Genomic DNA, 17,701 nt, shown 5'->3' on the forward strand with positions numbered 1-17,701 from the left:
AAATAAATAAAAATGTGGAACTACCAATGACAACTCAAAATAGTCCAAAAAATAAGCAGAAGGATAAATTGAATTCTGTGGTTTTTTTTACTTCCGCCGGCCTTATTCTGGCGTTTTCTTTTTTCACCATCTTGATGACCGAAACAGCAAATCAGTGGATCGTTGCCGCCCTTGGGTGGGTATCCAAAACCTTTGGTTGGTATTACTTGTTAGCAGCGACGCTGTATATTGTTTTCGTCATTTTCGTTGCCACTTCGCGCTTTGGTAATATCAAGCTCGGCCCCGAGCAATCTAAACCTGAATTTAGCGTACTAAGTTGGTCTGCGATGCTATTCGCCGCAGGAATTGGTATCGATTTAATGTTTTTCTCTGTCGCTGAGCCGGTCACTCAATACATGCTGCCGCCAACGGGTGAAGGCGAAACCTTAGAAGCAGCTCGTCAGGCGATGGTGTGGACCCTGTTCCACTATGGCCTAACGGGCTGGTCTATGTATGCCTTAATGGGGATTGCACTGGGTTATTTCAGTTATCGTTATAACTTGCCGTTAACCATTCGCTCCGCACTTTATCCTATTTTTGGCAAACGGATTGACGGCCCGATTGGCCATACCGTGGATATTGCTGCAGTACTAGGGACGATTTTCGGTATCGCAACAACTCTGGGGATCGGTGTTGTTCAGTTAAATTATGGACTCAAAGTATTATTCGATTTACCCCAAGGGCTTCCCGTGCAAAGTGGATTGATTCTGCTGTCGGTGATTATGGCAGTGATCTCCGCTACATCAGGGGTAAATAAAGGTATTCGCGTGTTATCAGAGCTCAATGTGCTTTTGGCACTTGGCTTGATTTTATTTATCTTATTTGTCGGAGATACCGAGTTCTTACTTAATGCCTTAGTACTGAATGTGGGGGACTATGTCAATCGCTTTATGGGGATGACTCTCAACAGCTTTGCCTTTGATCGCCCAACCGATTGGATGAATAGCTGGACGCTGTTTTTCTGGGCTTGGTGGGTCGCATGGTCGCCATTTGTTGGCTTATTCCTCGCGCGTATATCTCGCGGTCGAACGATTAGACAATTTGTGATTGGCACTTTAATTATTCCGTTTGTTTTCACACTATTGTGGTTATCTATTTTTGGTAATAGTGCATTGTATGAAATCATTCACGGTAATAGCGAACTTGCTAAAACCGTGCTCGACGCACCCGAAAAAGGCTTCTATTCACTACTTGAGCTTTACCCCGGCTTTGGCCTAACCGCTTCCGTCGCCACAATTACTGGGTTGTTGTTCTATGTCACCTCAGCGGACTCCGGTTCTTTGGTGTTAGGCAATTTCACCTCAAAACTCAGTGATATTAACAACGATGCGCCCAATTGGTTGCGGATTTTTTGGTCTGTCGCGATTGGTTTACTCACCTTAGGGATGTTAATGACAGATGGCGTCGCTGCGTTACAAAATACGACAGTGATCATGGGCTTACCATTCAGTTTTGTTATCTTCTTTATTATGGCTGGGCTATATAAGTCATTAAAAGTTGAGGACTTTAGACGAGTTAGTTCGTTAAATACCAATGCGCCAGCACCACTGTATGGCAATGGAACACTCAATTGGAAACAGCGTTTGGGACGAGTGATGAATTTCCCTGGAACAACGTATACCCAGCGAATGCTTGATTTAGTCTGTATTCCAGCCATGCAAGAAGTGGCAAAAGAGCTCAGTTTAAGGGGAGCAAAAGTGGAATTTAACACCTTACCACCGATTGCTGATGAGCGATTAGACCATTTAGAGTTAACGGTCGACCTTGGCGAAGAACAAAGCTTTATTTACCAAGTATGGCCTCAGCGCTATTCGGTTCCTGGTTTTACCTATCGCGCACGTTCAGGAAAATCCCATTATTACCGCTTAGAAACTTTCTTATGGGAAGGCTCGCAAGGGAATGATTTAATGGATTACACTAAAGAACAAGTGATCAGTGATATTCTCGACCAATATGAAAAACATATGAATTTCATACATTTAAGCCGTGAAGCTCCCGGTGCAACCTTAACATTCCCTGAATCTGTATAATATGAACTCTAAGGGGGCTATGCTCCCTTAGAGCCAACACATAAACCAATAATTAATAAGGACGACCTGCTTGCTCCAGCATTTTTTTCATTTGCTCGCGGTCATTCATCCAAGCCATTGAATTAGGGCACCCTGCTCCCGTCGGGTTAACATCACACACATTAAAACGCTGTGGAAACGCGTTTTCATCTGCATTTCGCTGTTCTAACAACGCTTGATAACTTTGTTCTTCTTGAGAAAGTTTCTTTTTGGGATCAAAGACAAACTTTTGTTGTGCCTGTAATTCTTTAATTCCTTGGTAGTCTTTATCAAACTCGCGATCAGCGGGTGACTTTTCTTTAAATGTAAAGTCGCTGGCAAAGCCATAAGAAGTGAAACAAAGAAAAATAATAACAATAATCTTTTTAAACATATCAATTTCCTGCTGTGTCCATAAGCGAATATTATATGTCAGCAGCAACACTGAATGTTGAATAATAATAAGTGAAATTTATAAAAACCTTAATATTCAAATAAGTAATTTACATGAGTTATTAAATCAATTGATTGATACATCGTTGTTATTGACTTATCTGAATACTAAGGGTGTTTTTTCACCAACCATCCCCCACATTAACCCATTAATTTCTGTTACTTTTCAACCTTGTTATCCTCTTCAATTTTGTCCAAGTATATAAGCTCAACTTCAAAACAAATCAGAATAATTAATTAGTTCCATTATGGGTTTATTTTAAATCTGTTGGTTGTTTTTATGGCAATGCGAAGATGAAATATTAATCTCAAAAAGGGTGTTTACACAGCATATGATGATGCAAATGGCAATCTAAGCGTCTCTGCTAATTGGGGTAATACAAATTTGAAAGAAGGCAAAGCGCCAGCTCCTAGATAAAAAGTGGAGGTAGGCGAATAAGCAAATATCAGTATATGATCCGGCTTTCTGAACGCAGTCGACAGCGAATCACTTCCATTTCCATGCTCATAACCGACCTATAACCTATTAGGTTACTAATAATTTTTGTTCTTGTTACAGAGTCAATTTTCTATAAAAGTGACCTTGTCCTATCAATTACACCGTAGAGCATAGGCTAAAATTTCCTTTTATAAATTAACAAACTAAGGGTATACAATGCATAAAACTTATTTTGGTCCTTATATGGATGTCAGTGTTGATGCAACTTGGAATGATTGGCAAAATTACCCAAATGGCAGGCCTAATGCAAAATATAGCCAAGCCGCTATTAAGTATGGGGTAGATATACTGTCTCTTGGTTTTTTAACCGCCACATTAGATAAAAAAGCAGCATGGTCAGCCCAGCCATCCATGCCAATTAGCTGGGCTAAACCTTTGTGTGATGAACTGATTGCTGGCGGTGTTAAAGTTGCTGTTTCATTTGGGGGAGCTGCTAACCAAGATGTTTCATTGGTACAAACACAAGAACAACTCATCAACACCTACCAAGAAGCCATTGATACACTCAATGCCTCACATATTGATTTAGATTTCGAGAATGGTCTGTACGATGCTGATAATGCATTTTATGCCTTAAAAGTCATTGTAGATAATAATCCACAAATCACCCTCAGCTTAACCTTGCCGACTATGCCAACAGGGCTAACCAGCACAGGCTTAGCACTCGTGAAAAAATCGGTTGATGCGGGTTTAATGATAAAGGTTAATGGGATGGCAATGGACTACTACGACCCGAATATCACGAGCCTTGGGGATGCAGCGGTAAAAGCCGCCAATAGCATCAAAAACCAACTAAAACCGCTATATCCAGGGATAGACGATAACGAACTATATAATTATGTACAAATTACCCCCATGATTGGTCTCAATGATGACCTCACCATGTTTAACTTTAATGATGTCAATATTCTCGCTGAATTTGCTAAAAATAATGGCCTTAACTTGGTGTCAATGTGGAGCTTAACCCGTGACCGCCCGGGAAATAAACCTTTCCCAGAGGCCATAAGCTCTGGCAACCCAGAACAAACCTATGAATTTGAATATACCGATTTATTTACTCAACAACTTAATTCATAAATAGCCCATATCACCAATATTATGGATATTGGTGATAACCCATTTTCTGTGAAATATTACGCCCGGCTGTTTTCAGTAATTCGACATAATCGCCAATGCGTTGTCCATCAAAACGAATAGTTGGGAATGAAATCGATAACCCTGCAATCACATGGCCAAACCTGTCATACACTGGTACTGCAATGCAGCGCAGGCCTAACTCCTGCTCTTCTCGGTCCTGCGCATAATGGCACTCACGAACTGTGGCTAATTCCGCCAGCAAGTCCTCTAAGGTTAAAATCGTCGTTGCTGTTTTTTGGCTAAAGGTTTCATCTTTCAATGCTAGACGAATCGTTTGTTCATCTTGCCAAGCGAGTAAAATCTTACCGATTGCAGTGCAATATAATGGGTTACGACGCCCAACTCGTGAATACATACGCAAATTATAACTCGAGTCGATTTTATGAATATAAATAATGGCGTCTTCATCTAATGCACCCAAATGCACCGCTTCATTCGTCAGTTGGCCTATATGGCGCATTTCCTTATCTGCAATTTCGATTAAATCAACATACTCGAGGGATTTCGCACCTAATTCGAAGAGCTTCAAGGTCAGTGAATACTTATCTGCCTCACCTTCTTGTTCGACATACCCCAACTGCTTCATCGTTTGCAAAAAACGAAATGTAGTGGCTTTTGACATCAACAAACGTTGGGACAATTCAGATACGCCAATCTCCTTTTGCTCTCCAAGGGCACTAAGAATACTAAATACCTTTACTACCGCTGACACGGCATCCGTTTGTGTTGTCTTATCCATTACCTTTCCATCATCCTATAAATTGCATCCTATAAATTGATAGCAATATTATACCCCAAATTAACGAAACTAACTGATATCACCTAAGTTTGAGTAGCATAATTGTCTCTTCATACAAAAACAAGAACGATGATTCGATATTTTTAAAACGGCGTTTCATTTTTATTGAAATTGGCAATGAAATGCGCTTTAATAGCACTATCAAGTCAGCAATAGTTTACTAATTCGGTGGTGAAAATGAGTGCATATCCGCAAGTTGCCGTTATTGGCGAATGCATGGTTGAGTTGCAAAAATCGGGTGAGCTTTATAAACAAACGTTTGGTGGGGATACGCTAAATACCGCACTATACCTGTCTCGTTTAACCAAAGATCACAGTGTGATAACCCGTTATATCACCGGTTTAGGCAAAGACCCATTCAGCCAACAAATGCTAAATAGTTGGCAACAAGAAGGCATCAATACTGAAGAAGTGTTTATTTCAGACAAACATTTGCCCGGGATGTATTTGATCGAAACCGCTGCTGATGGCGAGCGCCGTTTTTTCTATTGGCGAGATAATGCTGCGGCAAAATTTTGGCTTGATGCAGTGTGCCTTGATCAAAACAGCAAAGCCCACACACAGCAAATTCTAAATTCACAACAATTTATCTATTTAAGTGGCATCAGCCTAGCCATTTTGCCTGACGCTTCACGTCAGTTACTATTTGAAATGTTACAACAAGCTAAGCAGAATGGCGCCAAAATTGTATTTGATAATAACTATCGCCCAGCACTTTGGCCATCGAAACAAGCCGCTCAACAAGCATACCAGCAAATTCTCACGTTAACCGAGATCGCTTTTCTGACCTTTGATGACGAACAACTGCTTTACGGTGATATTGATGAAACCGATGCAATTGCCCGTACCCAACAATATGGCGTGAATGAGATTGTGATTAAGCGCGGTGCCGATGCCTGTTTTGTGGTTATTGATAACGAACGCATTGAAGTTCCTGCCAATAAAATAAGCCATGTGGTTGATACCACTGCCGCAGGGGATTCTTTCAGTGCCGGCTACCTTGCTTGCCGTATTTTAGGTGGCAGCCCATGCGAAGCGGCAAAAACAGGTCATTTACTGGCTGGAACCGTCATCCAACACCGGGGAGCGATTATTCCATCCGAAGCTATGCCAACCACTGCTTTAGAAACATGTTAAGAGGCTTTAACCATGAATCAATTACTTGAAAGAATTAAGAAACTCAATGTTGTTCCTGTTATCACCATTAATAGTGCAGAGCATGGTGCGCCATTAGCAAAAGCCTTAGTGGATAATGGCCTGCCATGTGCAGAGGTCACCTTCCGCACCCCGGCCGCGGTACAAGCGATTAAAAATATGCGTGCTGCCTACCCTGAATTACTGATTGCTGCAGGTACCGTATTAACCACAGAGCAAGTTGACCAAGCCATTGAAGCGGGTGTGGATTTTATCGTCAGCCCGGGCTTTAACCCCAAAATTGTCGCCTATTGCCAACAAAAGAACGTGATTATTATTCCTGGTGTGAATAATCCAAGTTTAGTAGAACAAGCCCTTGAATTTAATCTCACCACGTTGAAATTCTTTCCAGCCGAAGCCTCTGGCGGGGTTGCCATGCTCAAAGCACTCAGCGCCGTTTACCCGGTTAAATTTATGCCAACTGGCGGTATTGGTGTGAAAAATATTAAAGAATACACAGCACTACCTTCTGTATTAGTGTGCGGCGGTTCATGGATGGTGCCCAATGACCTTATTGATAGTGAGAACTGGCAAGAGCTTGGTAAGTTAATTGCTGAAGCTGCAACCATTTAATTAACAATAAAAAATCTCGTTGTCGTTATTACGCCCTTACTGGATGGTAAGGGCTTTTTTGTTGTTCGTGTTCATTAAAATATTATTTAATTATTAGCTTTATCAAATTAATCAAAAAATATAATACAATTTACTAATAATTTAGATTTTAGATGTAATTATAACCACCACAAACCCAATTTTAGTTATTAAGGCTCGTGGTGGTGAACAATTAAACTATTAGCTAACTAACCAATAAAACGTTTTAGTTGTAGCCGCAGCATCTCATTTTCACGCTGAAGCCGCTCATTTTGCTCCATCAAGCTCATTGCCATTGCAATTCCCGGCCAGTCAATTTCGAGCTCATGGTAAAGTCGCACTGCCCTTCTCACGATGATCACTGCGTGATCATCAAATAACCATTCATTAGCAGTTTCAATGGGTTGAACTATCCCAAGGCCGACAATTTCCCGTAATTCCTCTTCCGCAATACCCGTGTGAATACAGAAATCAATAACGGTTAATGATGTGAACTGTTCCATTATTTGCCTCCCCAATTTTTACGTGGGTCAAAACTCTGTTGGGTCTCCGACAATTTCTGCCACAGCGCATCCGCTTCTGCATTACTGCTATTTGGCATCACGATTTTTATAATCGCATACAAATCCCCTGCTGTACCTTTATGTTTCAGTCCCTTACCTTTAATACGTAATTTTTGTCCGGCTTGGCTATTAGCAGGAACAGTGATCACAATTGGGTCTTTTAATGTTGGAATGGTGACTTTAGTTCCGAGGGCTGCCTCCCATGGAGCAAGCGGCACGACCACTTCTAAATCATGGCCTTTGATATCAAATAATGGGTGTGGTGCAATGCGGATGGTTATCCACAAATCGCCATTTTCACCGCCATTTTCCCCCGCAGTGCCTTGCCCTTTTAAACGGATGCGTTGCCCGTCAATCACGCCTGCTGGGATAGTGACATTAAGTGTTTTGGGAACTTCATTTTCGATAAAACCAAAAGCGTTATAGACCGGTAGGTTATAACTGATGGTACGCTTATGCGACTCTTGGCTTTCTTCAAGGAAAATAGCCAATTCAACTTCTAAATCCTGCCCACGATGACTGCGCGCCTGCCTTGTGCTGCCACCCCGTGCTCGTTGAGAAAACATCGATGAAAAAATATCATCAAAGCCGCCTGCATCAAACCCTTGCTGGGAATAGGTGTGGCTCTGTTGGCCTTGGTTAGCTTGGTTAAAATAAGGGTCATTCCTGTGTTCCCACATTTCATCGTATTCTGCGCGTTTTTCTTTGTCACCAAGTACCGCCCATGCCTCTGCAATTTCTTTAAAGCGCGCTTCGGCATCCGGTTCTTTACTAACGTCAGGATGATATTTTCGCGCTAAACGGCGATACGCAGTCTTAATGGTTTTTAAATCATCAGTGCGTTTAACACCCATGATGCTGTAATAATCCTTTAGTTCCATAGTCATATCTCGTTCACTTGTCTGTTGAATAGAATTCTTATGGTATTTACCCAGTTGGGCTAAACATCACAACTACCTTGAATTTAACTTAGGACATTTACGCAGTAATTGGAATAGCTAGGCTATGATAAAATTCCACAAAAAACAGGAAATTTACGTTATTTCAGGCTAAACCTATAAGAGTGTCGTTTGATTACAAAGGGAACTCTATGGATGCTATTGCCAGTCGCCTGAACTATAAAGTCAACTTTGCTATCTCTATTGAGGATTTTATTCGGTTAATTCGCCAGTCACCGTTTAAAGAAGCCGTGCCAACCGATAATCTTACCCAATTAGATGCGATGCTGAATAATGCGGATTTATTGGTTAGTGCATGGGATGGCGAGCAGGTGGTAGGGTTTGTCCGCACAGTAACAGATTTTAGTTCTTGTTGTTATATCTGCGAACTGGCCGTTGATGCGCATTATCAAAAACACGGCATCGACCGCCAATTAATGCGCCTCGCCGCTGAAGAGCTCCCCGCCGACTGCCAGATTTTATTTTTTTCCACCGACAGTAACCTCACCGAATATTTAAAACTGGGCTTCACCCAATCCCCAAGAGCGTGGCACACCACGGCAGAGAACTATTTGGCTAGATCGACAGAACTGGATGAATAATAGAAAGTAACATCGTTAAAAGCGTAGAAATATAGTAGAAAAAACAAATTTAAATGAGCTTTAAAATACCCCTCTGCGTATGCTCTAAATAATTCGTATTGTGGGTAGGAAGCCGGAGCAGACATAAGTCTAGAAAGCAGCGATGTGCTTGAAGTATAAAAAACTTAAATATCAACAGCCTAACCAATTCATCCTATAATAGAAAAAACAAATTTAAATAAGTTTTAAAAGTACTCAATACTGATGCTCTAAATAATTCGTGCTACAGCTAGGCGGCAAGCTAGTTTAGCCCTAGGAGCATACACAAGTATGTGACTAGGGTGAACTAGTGAAGCCAACAACGCTGTGGTGCGAAGTATGACGAGCATCTATCTGAGGCGGCCGCGGAGACGCTTAATAGCCTGACTATGCAGCTGACTCACCCTTGACTCCCCGACATCCAACACCGCCCCAATCTCTTTAAGATTCAGCTCTTCTTGGTAATACAGTGTCAGCACCATTTTTTCGCGTTCTGGTAACTGATTGATTGCCGCCGCGATTTGGTCACGTAGGCTAGAATCCAGCAACAAACTCAGCGGGTTGCCGCCATCGTCTTCATCCATTTGCGGCTCACAGCTTTCCCCGTGAATTTCATGCCACTCATCGTAGGAAAACAGTTGACTATTATTGGTATCTAGTAGCGCTTGGCGATACTCCGCAAGGTCGATATCCAACGCTTTGGCGATTTCCGGCTCGGTGGCGCTGCGCCCTAACGATTGCTCCAGCACACCAATGGCTTTGGTCATTTCTCGTGCTTGGCGGCGCACACTGCGCGGCGCCCAGTCACGGCTACGCAATTCATCTAACATCGAACCACGAATTCGCTGCACTGCATACGTGGCAAACGATGCCCCTTGGGTAACATCGAAACGTTCCAATGCATGCAGTAAACCAATGCCCCCCGCTTGAATTAAGTCGTCGATATCAACACTGGCGGGTAGTCTGACTTGCAGTTTCAGGGCTTCATGGCGTATTAGAGGGTAATAACGCTCCCATAGGCTATTTTTATTAATCACACCTTCGGCAGTATACAAATCACTCACAACCTGAATCACCCTTCAAGCTTTATAAAAGGTATTCATTATCTGTGTTGGTTTTGAATTCAATCCGTAGAGTAAGGCACTAAATGTGGCTTTATTTGCCTTATCCTAAATAGGTCAAATTTGAATAATTACCAGGTTAATGATTGTTTTAACACAATTTTCAGAGGGTTTTACTGGTAATACAAGTGGGAGTGGTTGGTTTGTTAAAACCACTTTTTGAACCATTTTTAGCTTTTGGTGTTTTGGCTTTAAAAATATGTTTCTTTAGCCTATAGAGTTCGTGCTATAGCTAGACGGCAAATAAGTTTATACCGATGAGCGTACATAAGTACGTGATTCGGATGAACTTATGAAGCCAACAACGCTATGGTGCGAAATATGACGGCTAATATGACGGGCAAAGAAAAGGCCAGCAATGCTGGCCTTGCTATAGTGGTTTAATTATATGAAATAAAAGGATTTATTTCTGCCGATGTCCACATATCGACCACACTTAATATTATAGACTAATAAACCCCTCGCTTGAGGGGTTTATTTTTTAGGCGCAAGTTCAAATTGATATCTTTATGTGTGGATATGAAAATTTAACTTATGTATCTTCGTCATGTATCATGTTGCAGATTTTTTATTGCTATTTTACTTACATATAGGGATTTCAGATGTCATACACGAATAAAGCAGTACCTCAAGAAATTAAGAGATGGAATTGGGGGGCTTTTGTTTTCAACATTATCTGGGGGTTTGGTAATAAGTCATACCTTCCTTTACTTGCTTTAATACCTGTTTTTAATTTAATTTGGATTTTCGTTTGTGGCTTCAAAGGTAATGAATGGGCTTGGAAAAATGGGGATTATGATTCTGTTGAAACTTTTATGAAAGTACAAGAGACATGGAATAGAGCCGGATTAGTGTATTTCATATTATCTATTATCCTTACTGCGGTATTTTTCCTTTTCTTTTTCTCTACAATGACGGCTGTTATTGCAGGTGTAGCATCTCAAGGCCAATATTAGTATCCGCATTACACTCTGAATGTATCAGGTTTTCAAAAATTAGCCCCTCAATTGAGGGGCTTTGATTTCTATAATGCTAAAGAGGGTTGTTGATATTTGTTCGGATGCGGTTCAACAACATTAATATGTGCAGGTTTAACAACAATTTTGGTCACTGATTCGTGACTGACAAATGTGCAACCACAATTAATATTTTGGCACTGGTTATAACGTTCTTTGGTTTCGGATGAGACTTGATAGGAGCTACGTGTATGTGCAGCATGACCGCATTCTGGACAATTCATCATGATAGATTACCTTTTGTCATGATGTTGATGTTATGTGAATTATATCATGTGTTTTTATACAGTCTAAAAAATTATTCGTCAGCTATATCTAAATCCGAGATTTTTACCTCTAGCTCTAATGCGGTTGTAAAACCACTGTCATTCAGTGAATGAACGACTCGCGTTAATGTCCAGTCCGCGTTATCAATTTCGGGTTTAAATCCGCTGACGGTGACAGGCATTTCAGGGTAGAGATCTGCACGACCAACCGCGAGTTGAATCGAAAATGACGCAACACCACGTTGGATTTTTTCCCAGTTGGCTTTTGCGGCTCGAGCGGCGTTTTCTTTAGTCGCGTAAGTATGGGAAAGCGTCAGGACGTTCCCTTGTTCGCCGGCTAAATATTCCCCTTGTTTTTCTTTCGGTTTGGCGAGTTTTGCAGGTTGTTTGCTTTTTCGCTTACGCTTTACCGTCACTGCTTTTTTCTTTTTCGGCTCACGTGTATCAAGCCAGTTAGCAATAACACCGGTATATGCACCACGATCGGCCAGTGAAAAACGGTGTCCGTCACCGACTGAGCGAGTAATGTGCATAGTTTGAATGGGCTGACCACTGGCGGTTAAGCCTTGGCCTTGTTTCATAAACAGTAAATTCCCGTTTTTAACTGCGACGATTGCCCCCTCGGATTTCGCCACTCGCGTTAAAAATGAGCCGTCCGATTCGTTGGTTTGGTCGATATGAGCGAGTTTAATTTTATCTAACTTTTCATCAATAACCGCCTTTAACTTATTGCGTTCCGCCAAGGTGCGTACAATATCGCCCAACGATTTTTGATGGTAAGACTGCTCACGCTTGACGTTTAAAGTGTCGCGAAAGTCCGCACTACGACCACGGATCGTGAGCTTATCGGGCACGCCGCTATGTTCAACCTCATCAACCGTAAACGTCCCCTTGTAGATCAGCGGTTCGTTTTTCCAACCAAGATGCAATGATAAGGTTTCTCCACGTTTAGGTAAGGCGAGTTTTCCGTCGCTGTCATCTAATTCAATATCTAATTGGTCAGCTTCAAAGCCGCGGTTATCAGTCATGGTTAATGACATTAAACGCCCCTGAATCAGGCTATTAATATTTTCACCGCCTGCCGCGAGCGCAAAAGCAGGGGTTAGTTCATCTTTGGTTAAAAAACTCATAGCGGTAAGGCTCCGCGAATATCATTGAGTTGCTGACCTAGATCGCCAAACATTTGAGACAGCGATTCATCAGTGCGTTTTAATTTCAGCGTAAAATCAATTTTTCTGGCCGAGCCATCATCAAAAAAAATACTTTTCGATTGGGTGATTTCTTCAATCACAAACATACCGTAAATGGTGCCTGAGCCATCAATCAGCGACCATGCTTTCCCCGTTTCTGCCATTTGCTCCAATACCAGCAATGACAGTCTGCCGCCAGTCAGTGACGGAAATAATGAGCCACTTAATGTGATATCGTCATTATCAAGGCCGATAAATTGAACTGCGGGACGTTTGCCGACACGATTATTCACGCCATAACGGTATTTTTGGTTAATTTGCATCATCTGGTAAGGCGTTGTATTTAATTGAAAGACAAACAAGCCTAGTGCTGCCATTGCCATAATTAATCGTCCTCGCTGTCTTGATACCGACTCAGTCGTCTTGCCTGTTCACGCCGTTGGTTTTGCTCTAATTGTCTGGCGACTTCTCTTGCAATATCGTTTGCTGACTGGTTCGGTAATGGATAAACATTGATAGTGACCGGCGCAGTATTTGCCGCATGATTGCTTTGGTTTATGTTTGTTGGTGCGGATTGATAGCTATTTGCGGGTAAAGCATAAGGATGGATGGGTTTTGCTGTCGCGGTCATAGAGCCCATAGTTAATGCCGCCGCAGCCAGCGCAGCGGTTTTTCTCCGGCTAGTTATATGAGCAGGGCCAGTTACTATTTCAGGGGCTTTTTCGCCGACAATGCCAAATTGTCCACTAGGGATAAATCCGCCATTGTCGAACATGCCCGCACTTTTCATACCGGCTTGAATAACGGTCACTTGTGACATGGCGCGGACAGTTTTGGTTTCATCTGAAAGCATCCAATCGGGTAATATGTTTGTGGCCATTTGCTTGAGTTCGGCAAATTGAGCTTTCAGTGCCTCCCATTTTTCCAGAATGCCGTTTTTCAGGCTATCAATGATCTCACCGCCAATTTGTTTAAAACGTTCCGGCAAACCTTTAACATCCGCGACAATCTGATCCCACTTATCAGAAATGGTTTTCTTAACTAATGCCCACATGCGAGAAGTGATAGCGACAATCTCATCCCAGTGTTGATAGACTAGCCCGACAAGCCCCCAATTCAGCACATAGGATTTAACCCCCTCCCAAAACTGGGAAAATATCTCTGTCACTCTGTTCCATAATTTTTTTGCGTACGGAACGATATCATCCCAATATTTATAAATCAGGTAAGCCGCGCCAGCGATCCCTGCGATAAATAAGATAATCGGGTTAGCTAATAGCGCACGGCCTAGCATCATAAATGCCGTTCCAATTAACTTAATAGGCTTAATCAGTAATGATAGAAAACCACTGCCTTTGATACCTAATACGGACAGGCTTAATTTTGCCATGGCGAGTGGTCCAATTAATGCCGCAATCATCAATGTGATACCGCCACCAACGGCCAGCACCGCACCTAACCCCAAGCTGATCATGGTGATTTGTTTGATCAGTTCAGGGTTTTTCTTTGCCCATTGGCCAAACTTCGAAATGAGGTCTGTGACTCGTTTAGTGATATCCCGCAAAGGGCTATCTGCACCGCCAAAAATTTGTATTCCTACATCTTCATAAGCCGAGGTTAAGTTTTTTAAGTCGCCATCAAGGTTATCTGTCATGGTTTTGGCGACTTTTTCCGCTTCCCCTTTGGCGGCTTTAACTTCAGAAATTAAAGTTTGTAATTGCCCGCTTCCTGCTTGGTCAACAAGTACCGTTAGGGCTGCAAATGCCTCTTCGCCCGCAATATGCTTGAATAATCCCGCACGTTCTGCATTACCCATTTTTTTGGTTTTTTTATCTAGTTCAACAAGTATATCTGTAAATTCACGCAAGTTACCTTTTGAATCACGAGTTTTAATTTTCAGTTTATCAAGAGCTTCACCTGCCATTTTAGGTGGTTCAGCCAAACGACCTAAAATAGATTTTAATCCTGTACCCGCCATGCTAGCCTGAATACCCGCATCACCCAGTTTTCCCGCGGCTGCGGCTGCTGTTTCTATATCAACACCAAGACCTGATGCCACTGGCGCTACATATTTCATGGTGTCACCGAGCATCGTGAGGTTGACGTTTGAACGGGTAAAGGTGGCAACAAGGGCATCACTGACACGGTTCATTTCATTAGAATTCAGCTTAAAGCCGGTCAAGATGTTGGAACCAATATCAGCCGTGGTGGCCAAGTCGATATCACCGGCCAATGACATGGATAAAGTACCGGACATGGCATTTTTAATTTGTTCTGGCTTAAAACCAGCCATGGCATAGAACGCTTGGCCTTGTGCAACTTCATTAGCGGTGAATGCGGTTGTCGCCCCAAGGTCTCGCGCTTGCTCCCTTAACATCTTGTAGTCGTCGGAATTTTTATCAAGGCGGGTTAAGGCTTGCACTTTCGACATGCCGATTTCAAAATCATAGCCGGGTACTAAGACTTTTTTAGCCGCATAACCTAACCCCACACCGGATGCAAGCATACCCGCGCCGCTACCGGCCATTTTATTACGCACTCCCATGGCATTTTGATAGCTATTTTTTGCCGCAGACATTCGCTTTTCTTGGTTGGCTACCCGTTTTAGTTGCTGCTCTTGTTGCTGTAATCGCCGGCTTGTGCTGGCAATGTCGCTATTTAATTTGATTTGGGCTTGGCTTAGCTGGCGTGTTGAAATCCCACTGCCTTTTAGGGCTTCCCGTTGGCGCTGCAATGAGGCACTCAGTGTGCCGGTTTCAGCTTTGAGTTTTGCGGCCGCCGCTTTTGCGCGGTCAAGCTCCCGTGATTGGGCCCTCGTGGGATTTTGAACGGTGGATAATTCACGTGCGAGCCGGCTAACTTTGGCGGTAGCCTGTTGATACGCTTGACTCGCACTATCAAGGGATTGCTTGGTTTTCTTAAACCCGTCAATTTGCTTGGCTTGGTTGTTGAGCTCTTTGAGTTGTTGTTTAGATTGGCGGAGGGTTTCCGCCAATTTTTTATTCGACGCTTGGGCGCTCTTAAACGGTTTCGTAAATTTATCGACGGCGCTTAAAATCACCTGTAAACGTAAATCTTTACTCATCTTCTACACCGCTACGTTTAAGGGCGTGATAACGCCATTCTAATAATTCAGTTAGGGAAAATTCATCGGTGACAGCGGGTGACCAGTGAAAAATAGTGGCAATATCTGCCACTAAATCATTGACGGTTAATCGTTCTGGAAATCCATAGTCACCGACTTCGGTAACAAAAAAAGCACAAGCTCTTTGGTTAAATTCAGCATATCCGCAGGGTTCATCATGATTAATTCGGGTTTCGTCAATGCCGGTGCGGTGACGCGGGGTAATACCAACATCGCCGAATCCACATCCATTTCCATCAGTGCGGCTAAACGAACACCACGCAATGCGCCAGAATTGGGTTTACGTACCACAATCTCTGTCACTGTGGTTGTTCCACGCGTGATGGGTTCATCTAGCGTCACGGTGATTTGATTTTTTTCTACGGGTTCAGTCATTTACTTTTCCTATAAACCTAATGCGGCGCGTTGTTCTTCTAGGCGGTCAACACCATCAACTTTTTCAATCATATTGAGTAAATCAATCTCAATGAGTGTTTCACCATCCCAAATGAGTTTGTAATACGTGGCATTAAAAGGCGCTTTGACTTGGGTATTTTCACCGGCCTTGCCATTACCGGAGTCAATTTCACTGAATCGACCCCGTAACACGACCTCAACGGCGGTGTATTCTTTGGTATCTTGGCGTTGATAAGCACAATTGAGGCGTAACATCACGCCATCAATTTGAGTGATACCCCATTGCTTATAAAGCTGAGCTTCTAAGCCCCCAAATGTTAATTCGGCTGAGAGGGCATCATCTTCTAACCCCATATCAATTTTGACGCCGCCATTCATGCCGCCGCCGCGATAGGTTTCAAATTTACGGGTGATTTTCGGTAGCGTGATTTCTTCAATACGCCCCATATAGCTTTCACCCTCATTGAATAAATTTAAATCTTTAAGTTTGCGTGGTAAGGCCATGATTACCCCTTAATTTTTGAGCCAAAATCCAATAAATAGCGGTCAGTGATACGCTGACGTAACAGTAAGTTTTCCAGTGGGGGTACGGCTGTATAGTCATAATCAATGTATAACTTGCCGCTTTTCAGCTCTTCTTTGGTGTTAACGTCTGGATCGAACCAACATTCACCGCCTAACAAATAGCCTTGCGTTGTCATGCTGCGCAGTTTTGCATTGATACTTTCGATAATGTCACGAGCCAGTGAGGGATTGAGCGTGCCGTCAATGGACCAGTCTAGCCCCTCGGCGATGGTGTCGGATAACACCTGTGCGGTGCGGGTGTAGGACTCAAAGGCAAACAACGGATCATCAGAGCAAGTACGGGAGCCCCAAAACTTGAAGCCGTTATTGCGAATTAGCGTGGTGATATCGTTTTCGTTAAGTAAGCCGGCATCGGTGGCAGGGTCTTGTAAATCCCATGACACATCGGCAGAAATGCCCGTTACACCATTAACGCCCACGTTAGACAAGGTTTTATGCCAGCCAATTTCATTATCAATCTTGGCACGTAAACCCAAGGCACACGCGGTGGCGTAGATATTACTCTCTGCATTCGTGACGGTGTCCCAACTTTGGAATTCAGGCCAAATCAACATTAATTCACGTTGATTAAAGTTTTTACGGTAATCAATGGCATCTGAAATAGTTTTACTGCCATAGGCGCTAATATAAGCCATGGCACGCATTTTTTGCGCGATACCGGCGAGCGTTGATGAAACCGCCTGTGTATCATGAGCCGGTACGGCTAGAATGCGAGGCTTAACACCTAAACGGCCTTGCGCCACGGTTAATGCCTGCAAGCCGGTTTTGCGGCCATCGGGCGTGGTGCCACCAATAATATTGGATGTGGTTTCTGCTTCGCTTTCGCCTTGTTCAACACGTACAACCACGGTGACCGGTTTTGATTGGTTACCGATGGCATCCAGTGAGCGAGCAAGCGTGCCAGTTTCGCCAGCTTTACCCGCTGCATTTTTCACATCTGTAATTAAAACAGGGGTATTGAGTGGAAAGGCTTTTGCGTCTGCATCATCAGCAGTACACACCATTCCGACAATGGCGGTGTTGATGGTGCGAATGGGTCGCGTGCCTTCGTTGAGTTCAATCACTCGCACGCCGTGGTGATAATCTTGAGCCATTACTAGC

The 17,701-nt window shown here is 43.0% G+C and carries 19 protein-coding genes; 6 read left to right on the plus strand and 13 right to left on the minus strand.

Annotated elements, in window-relative coordinates:
• The first annotated feature begins 26 nt into the window (after positions 1-26).
• Complete coding sequence (locus ACU696_RS15395; RefSeq protein WP_109911184.1) at positions 27-2,069, plus strand: choline transporter; 2,043 nt, start codon at positions 27-29, stop codon at positions 2,067-2,069.
• 52 nt (positions 2,070-2,121) lie between these two features.
• On the opposite strand, the gene ACU696_RS15400 is transcribed toward ACU696_RS15395, so the two are convergent.
• Positions 2,122-2,481 carry a hypothetical protein gene (locus tag ACU696_RS15400; protein ID WP_004910017.1) on the minus strand — a complete coding sequence of 120 codons (360 nt, stop codon included), beginning with the start codon at positions 2,479-2,481 and terminating at the stop codon, positions 2,122-2,124.
• A 714-nt stretch (positions 2,482-3,195) separates the two neighbouring features.
• Here ACU696_RS15400 and ACU696_RS15405 point away from each other — a divergent pair.
• Complete coding sequence (locus ACU696_RS15405; RefSeq protein WP_123382059.1) at positions 3,196-4,116, plus strand: chitinase; 921 nt, start codon at positions 3,196-3,198, stop codon at positions 4,114-4,116.
• 19 nt (positions 4,117-4,135) lie between these two features.
• Here ACU696_RS15405 and kdgR read toward each other — a convergent pair whose 3' ends face one another.
• Entirely contained in the window at positions 4,136-4,915 is a 780-nt protein-coding gene (kdgR, locus tag ACU696_RS15410; protein ID WP_209101361.1) for a DNA-binding transcriptional regulator KdgR, read from the minus strand.
• A gap of 237 nt (positions 4,916-5,152) precedes the next feature.
• Here kdgR and ACU696_RS15415 point away from each other — a divergent pair, with 237 nt between their 5' ends.
• Positions 5,153-6,112: a 2-dehydro-3-deoxygluconokinase gene (locus ACU696_RS15415; protein WP_109911181.1), complete on the plus strand. Its 960-nt coding sequence runs from the start codon at positions 5,153-5,155 to the stop codon at positions 6,110-6,112.
• 12 nt (positions 6,113-6,124) lie between these two features.
• Positions 6,125-6,742, plus strand: coding sequence for a bifunctional 4-hydroxy-2-oxoglutarate aldolase/2-dehydro-3-deoxy-phosphogluconate aldolase (locus tag ACU696_RS15420; protein ID WP_004910004.1), 618 nt, complete (start codon positions 6,125-6,127; stop codon positions 6,740-6,742).
• A gap of 227 nt (positions 6,743-6,969) precedes the next feature.
• Here the strand turns inward: ACU696_RS15420 and ACU696_RS15425 are convergent, their stop codons facing one another.
• Together ACU696_RS15425 and cbpA are read right to left on the minus strand one after the other, a co-directional pair.
• A complete protein-coding gene (locus ACU696_RS15425) occupies positions 6,970-7,263 on the minus strand; it encodes a chaperone modulator CbpM (protein ID WP_004910002.1) in 294 nt (97 codons plus the stop codon).
• On the minus strand, positions 7,263-8,204 hold the full coding sequence (gene cbpA, locus ACU696_RS15430; RefSeq protein WP_209101650.1) for a curved DNA-binding protein: 942 nt from the start codon (positions 8,202-8,204) through the stop codon (positions 7,263-7,265). The genes ACU696_RS15425 and cbpA overlap by 1 nt, the downstream gene beginning before the upstream one ends.
• Before the next feature lie 182 nt (positions 8,205-8,386).
• Between cbpA and ACU696_RS15435 the strand changes: the two genes are divergently transcribed.
• A complete protein-coding gene (locus ACU696_RS15435) occupies positions 8,387-8,863 on the plus strand; it encodes a GNAT family N-acetyltransferase (RefSeq protein ID WP_272671058.1) in 477 nt (158 codons plus the stop codon).
• 368 nt (positions 8,864-9,231) lie between these two features.
• Here ACU696_RS15435 and ACU696_RS15440 read toward each other — a convergent pair whose 3' ends face one another.
• On the minus strand, positions 9,232-9,945 hold the full coding sequence (locus ACU696_RS15440) for an RNA polymerase sigma factor FliA (RefSeq protein ID WP_209101359.1): 714 nt from the start codon (positions 9,943-9,945) through the stop codon (positions 9,232-9,234).
• Between the two features lie 659 nt (positions 9,946-10,604).
• Here ACU696_RS15440 and ACU696_RS15445 point away from each other — a divergent pair.
• Positions 10,605-10,958, plus strand: a complete 354-nt coding sequence (locus ACU696_RS15445; protein WP_048606821.1) for a hypothetical protein — start codon at positions 10,605-10,607, stop codon at positions 10,956-10,958.
• 68 nt (positions 10,959-11,026) lie between these two features.
• Here ACU696_RS15445 and ACU696_RS15450 read toward each other — a convergent pair whose 3' ends face one another.
• The 8 genes from ACU696_RS15450 to ACU696_RS15485 all read right to left on the minus strand — a co-directional run bounded on the left by ACU696_RS15450 (position 11,027) and on the right by ACU696_RS15485 (position 17,694).
• The gene (locus ACU696_RS15450) at positions 11,027-11,245 is read right to left on the minus strand and encodes an ogr/Delta-like zinc finger family protein (protein ID WP_102140616.1); all 219 of its coding nucleotides are present in this window, start codon (positions 11,243-11,245) and stop codon (positions 11,027-11,029) included.
• A gap of 71 nt (positions 11,246-11,316) precedes the next feature.
• Positions 11,317-12,414 (minus strand): phage late control D family protein, encoded by a 1,098-nt coding sequence (locus tag ACU696_RS15455; RefSeq protein WP_214195998.1) that lies wholly within the window; start codon positions 12,412-12,414, stop codon positions 11,317-11,319.
• On the minus strand, positions 12,411-12,857 hold the full coding sequence (locus ACU696_RS15460; RefSeq protein WP_102140831.1) for a phage tail protein: 447 nt from the start codon (positions 12,855-12,857) through the stop codon (positions 12,411-12,413). The genes ACU696_RS15455 and ACU696_RS15460 overlap by 4 nt, the downstream gene beginning before the upstream one ends.
• A gap of 2 nt (positions 12,858-12,859) precedes the next feature.
• On the minus strand, positions 12,860-15,559 hold the full coding sequence (locus tag ACU696_RS15465; RefSeq protein ID WP_447343172.1) for a phage tail tape measure protein: 2,700 nt from the start codon (positions 15,557-15,559) through the stop codon (positions 12,860-12,862).
• Entirely contained in the window at positions 15,552-15,671 is a 120-nt protein-coding gene (locus tag ACU696_RS15470) for a GpE family phage tail protein (protein WP_036962273.1), read from the minus strand. Before ACU696_RS15470 ends, ACU696_RS15465 begins: the two co-directional genes overlap by 8 nt.
• 14 nt (positions 15,672-15,685) lie before the next feature.
• A complete protein-coding gene (locus ACU696_RS15475) occupies positions 15,686-15,994 on the minus strand; it encodes a phage tail assembly protein (protein ID WP_036962040.1) in 309 nt (102 codons plus the stop codon).
• A gap of 9 nt (positions 15,995-16,003) precedes the next feature.
• Positions 16,004-16,519: a phage major tail tube protein gene (locus ACU696_RS15480; RefSeq protein ID WP_036962042.1), complete on the minus strand. Its 516-nt coding sequence runs from the start codon at positions 16,517-16,519 to the stop codon at positions 16,004-16,006.
• A 2-nt stretch (positions 16,520-16,521) separates the two neighbouring features.
• A complete protein-coding gene (locus ACU696_RS15485) occupies positions 16,522-17,694 on the minus strand; it encodes a phage tail sheath protein (RefSeq protein WP_447343173.1) in 1,173 nt (390 codons plus the stop codon).
• Between the last annotated feature and the right edge of the window lie 7 nt (positions 17,695-17,701).

The organism is Providencia sp. PROV_01, assembly GCF_053098325.1.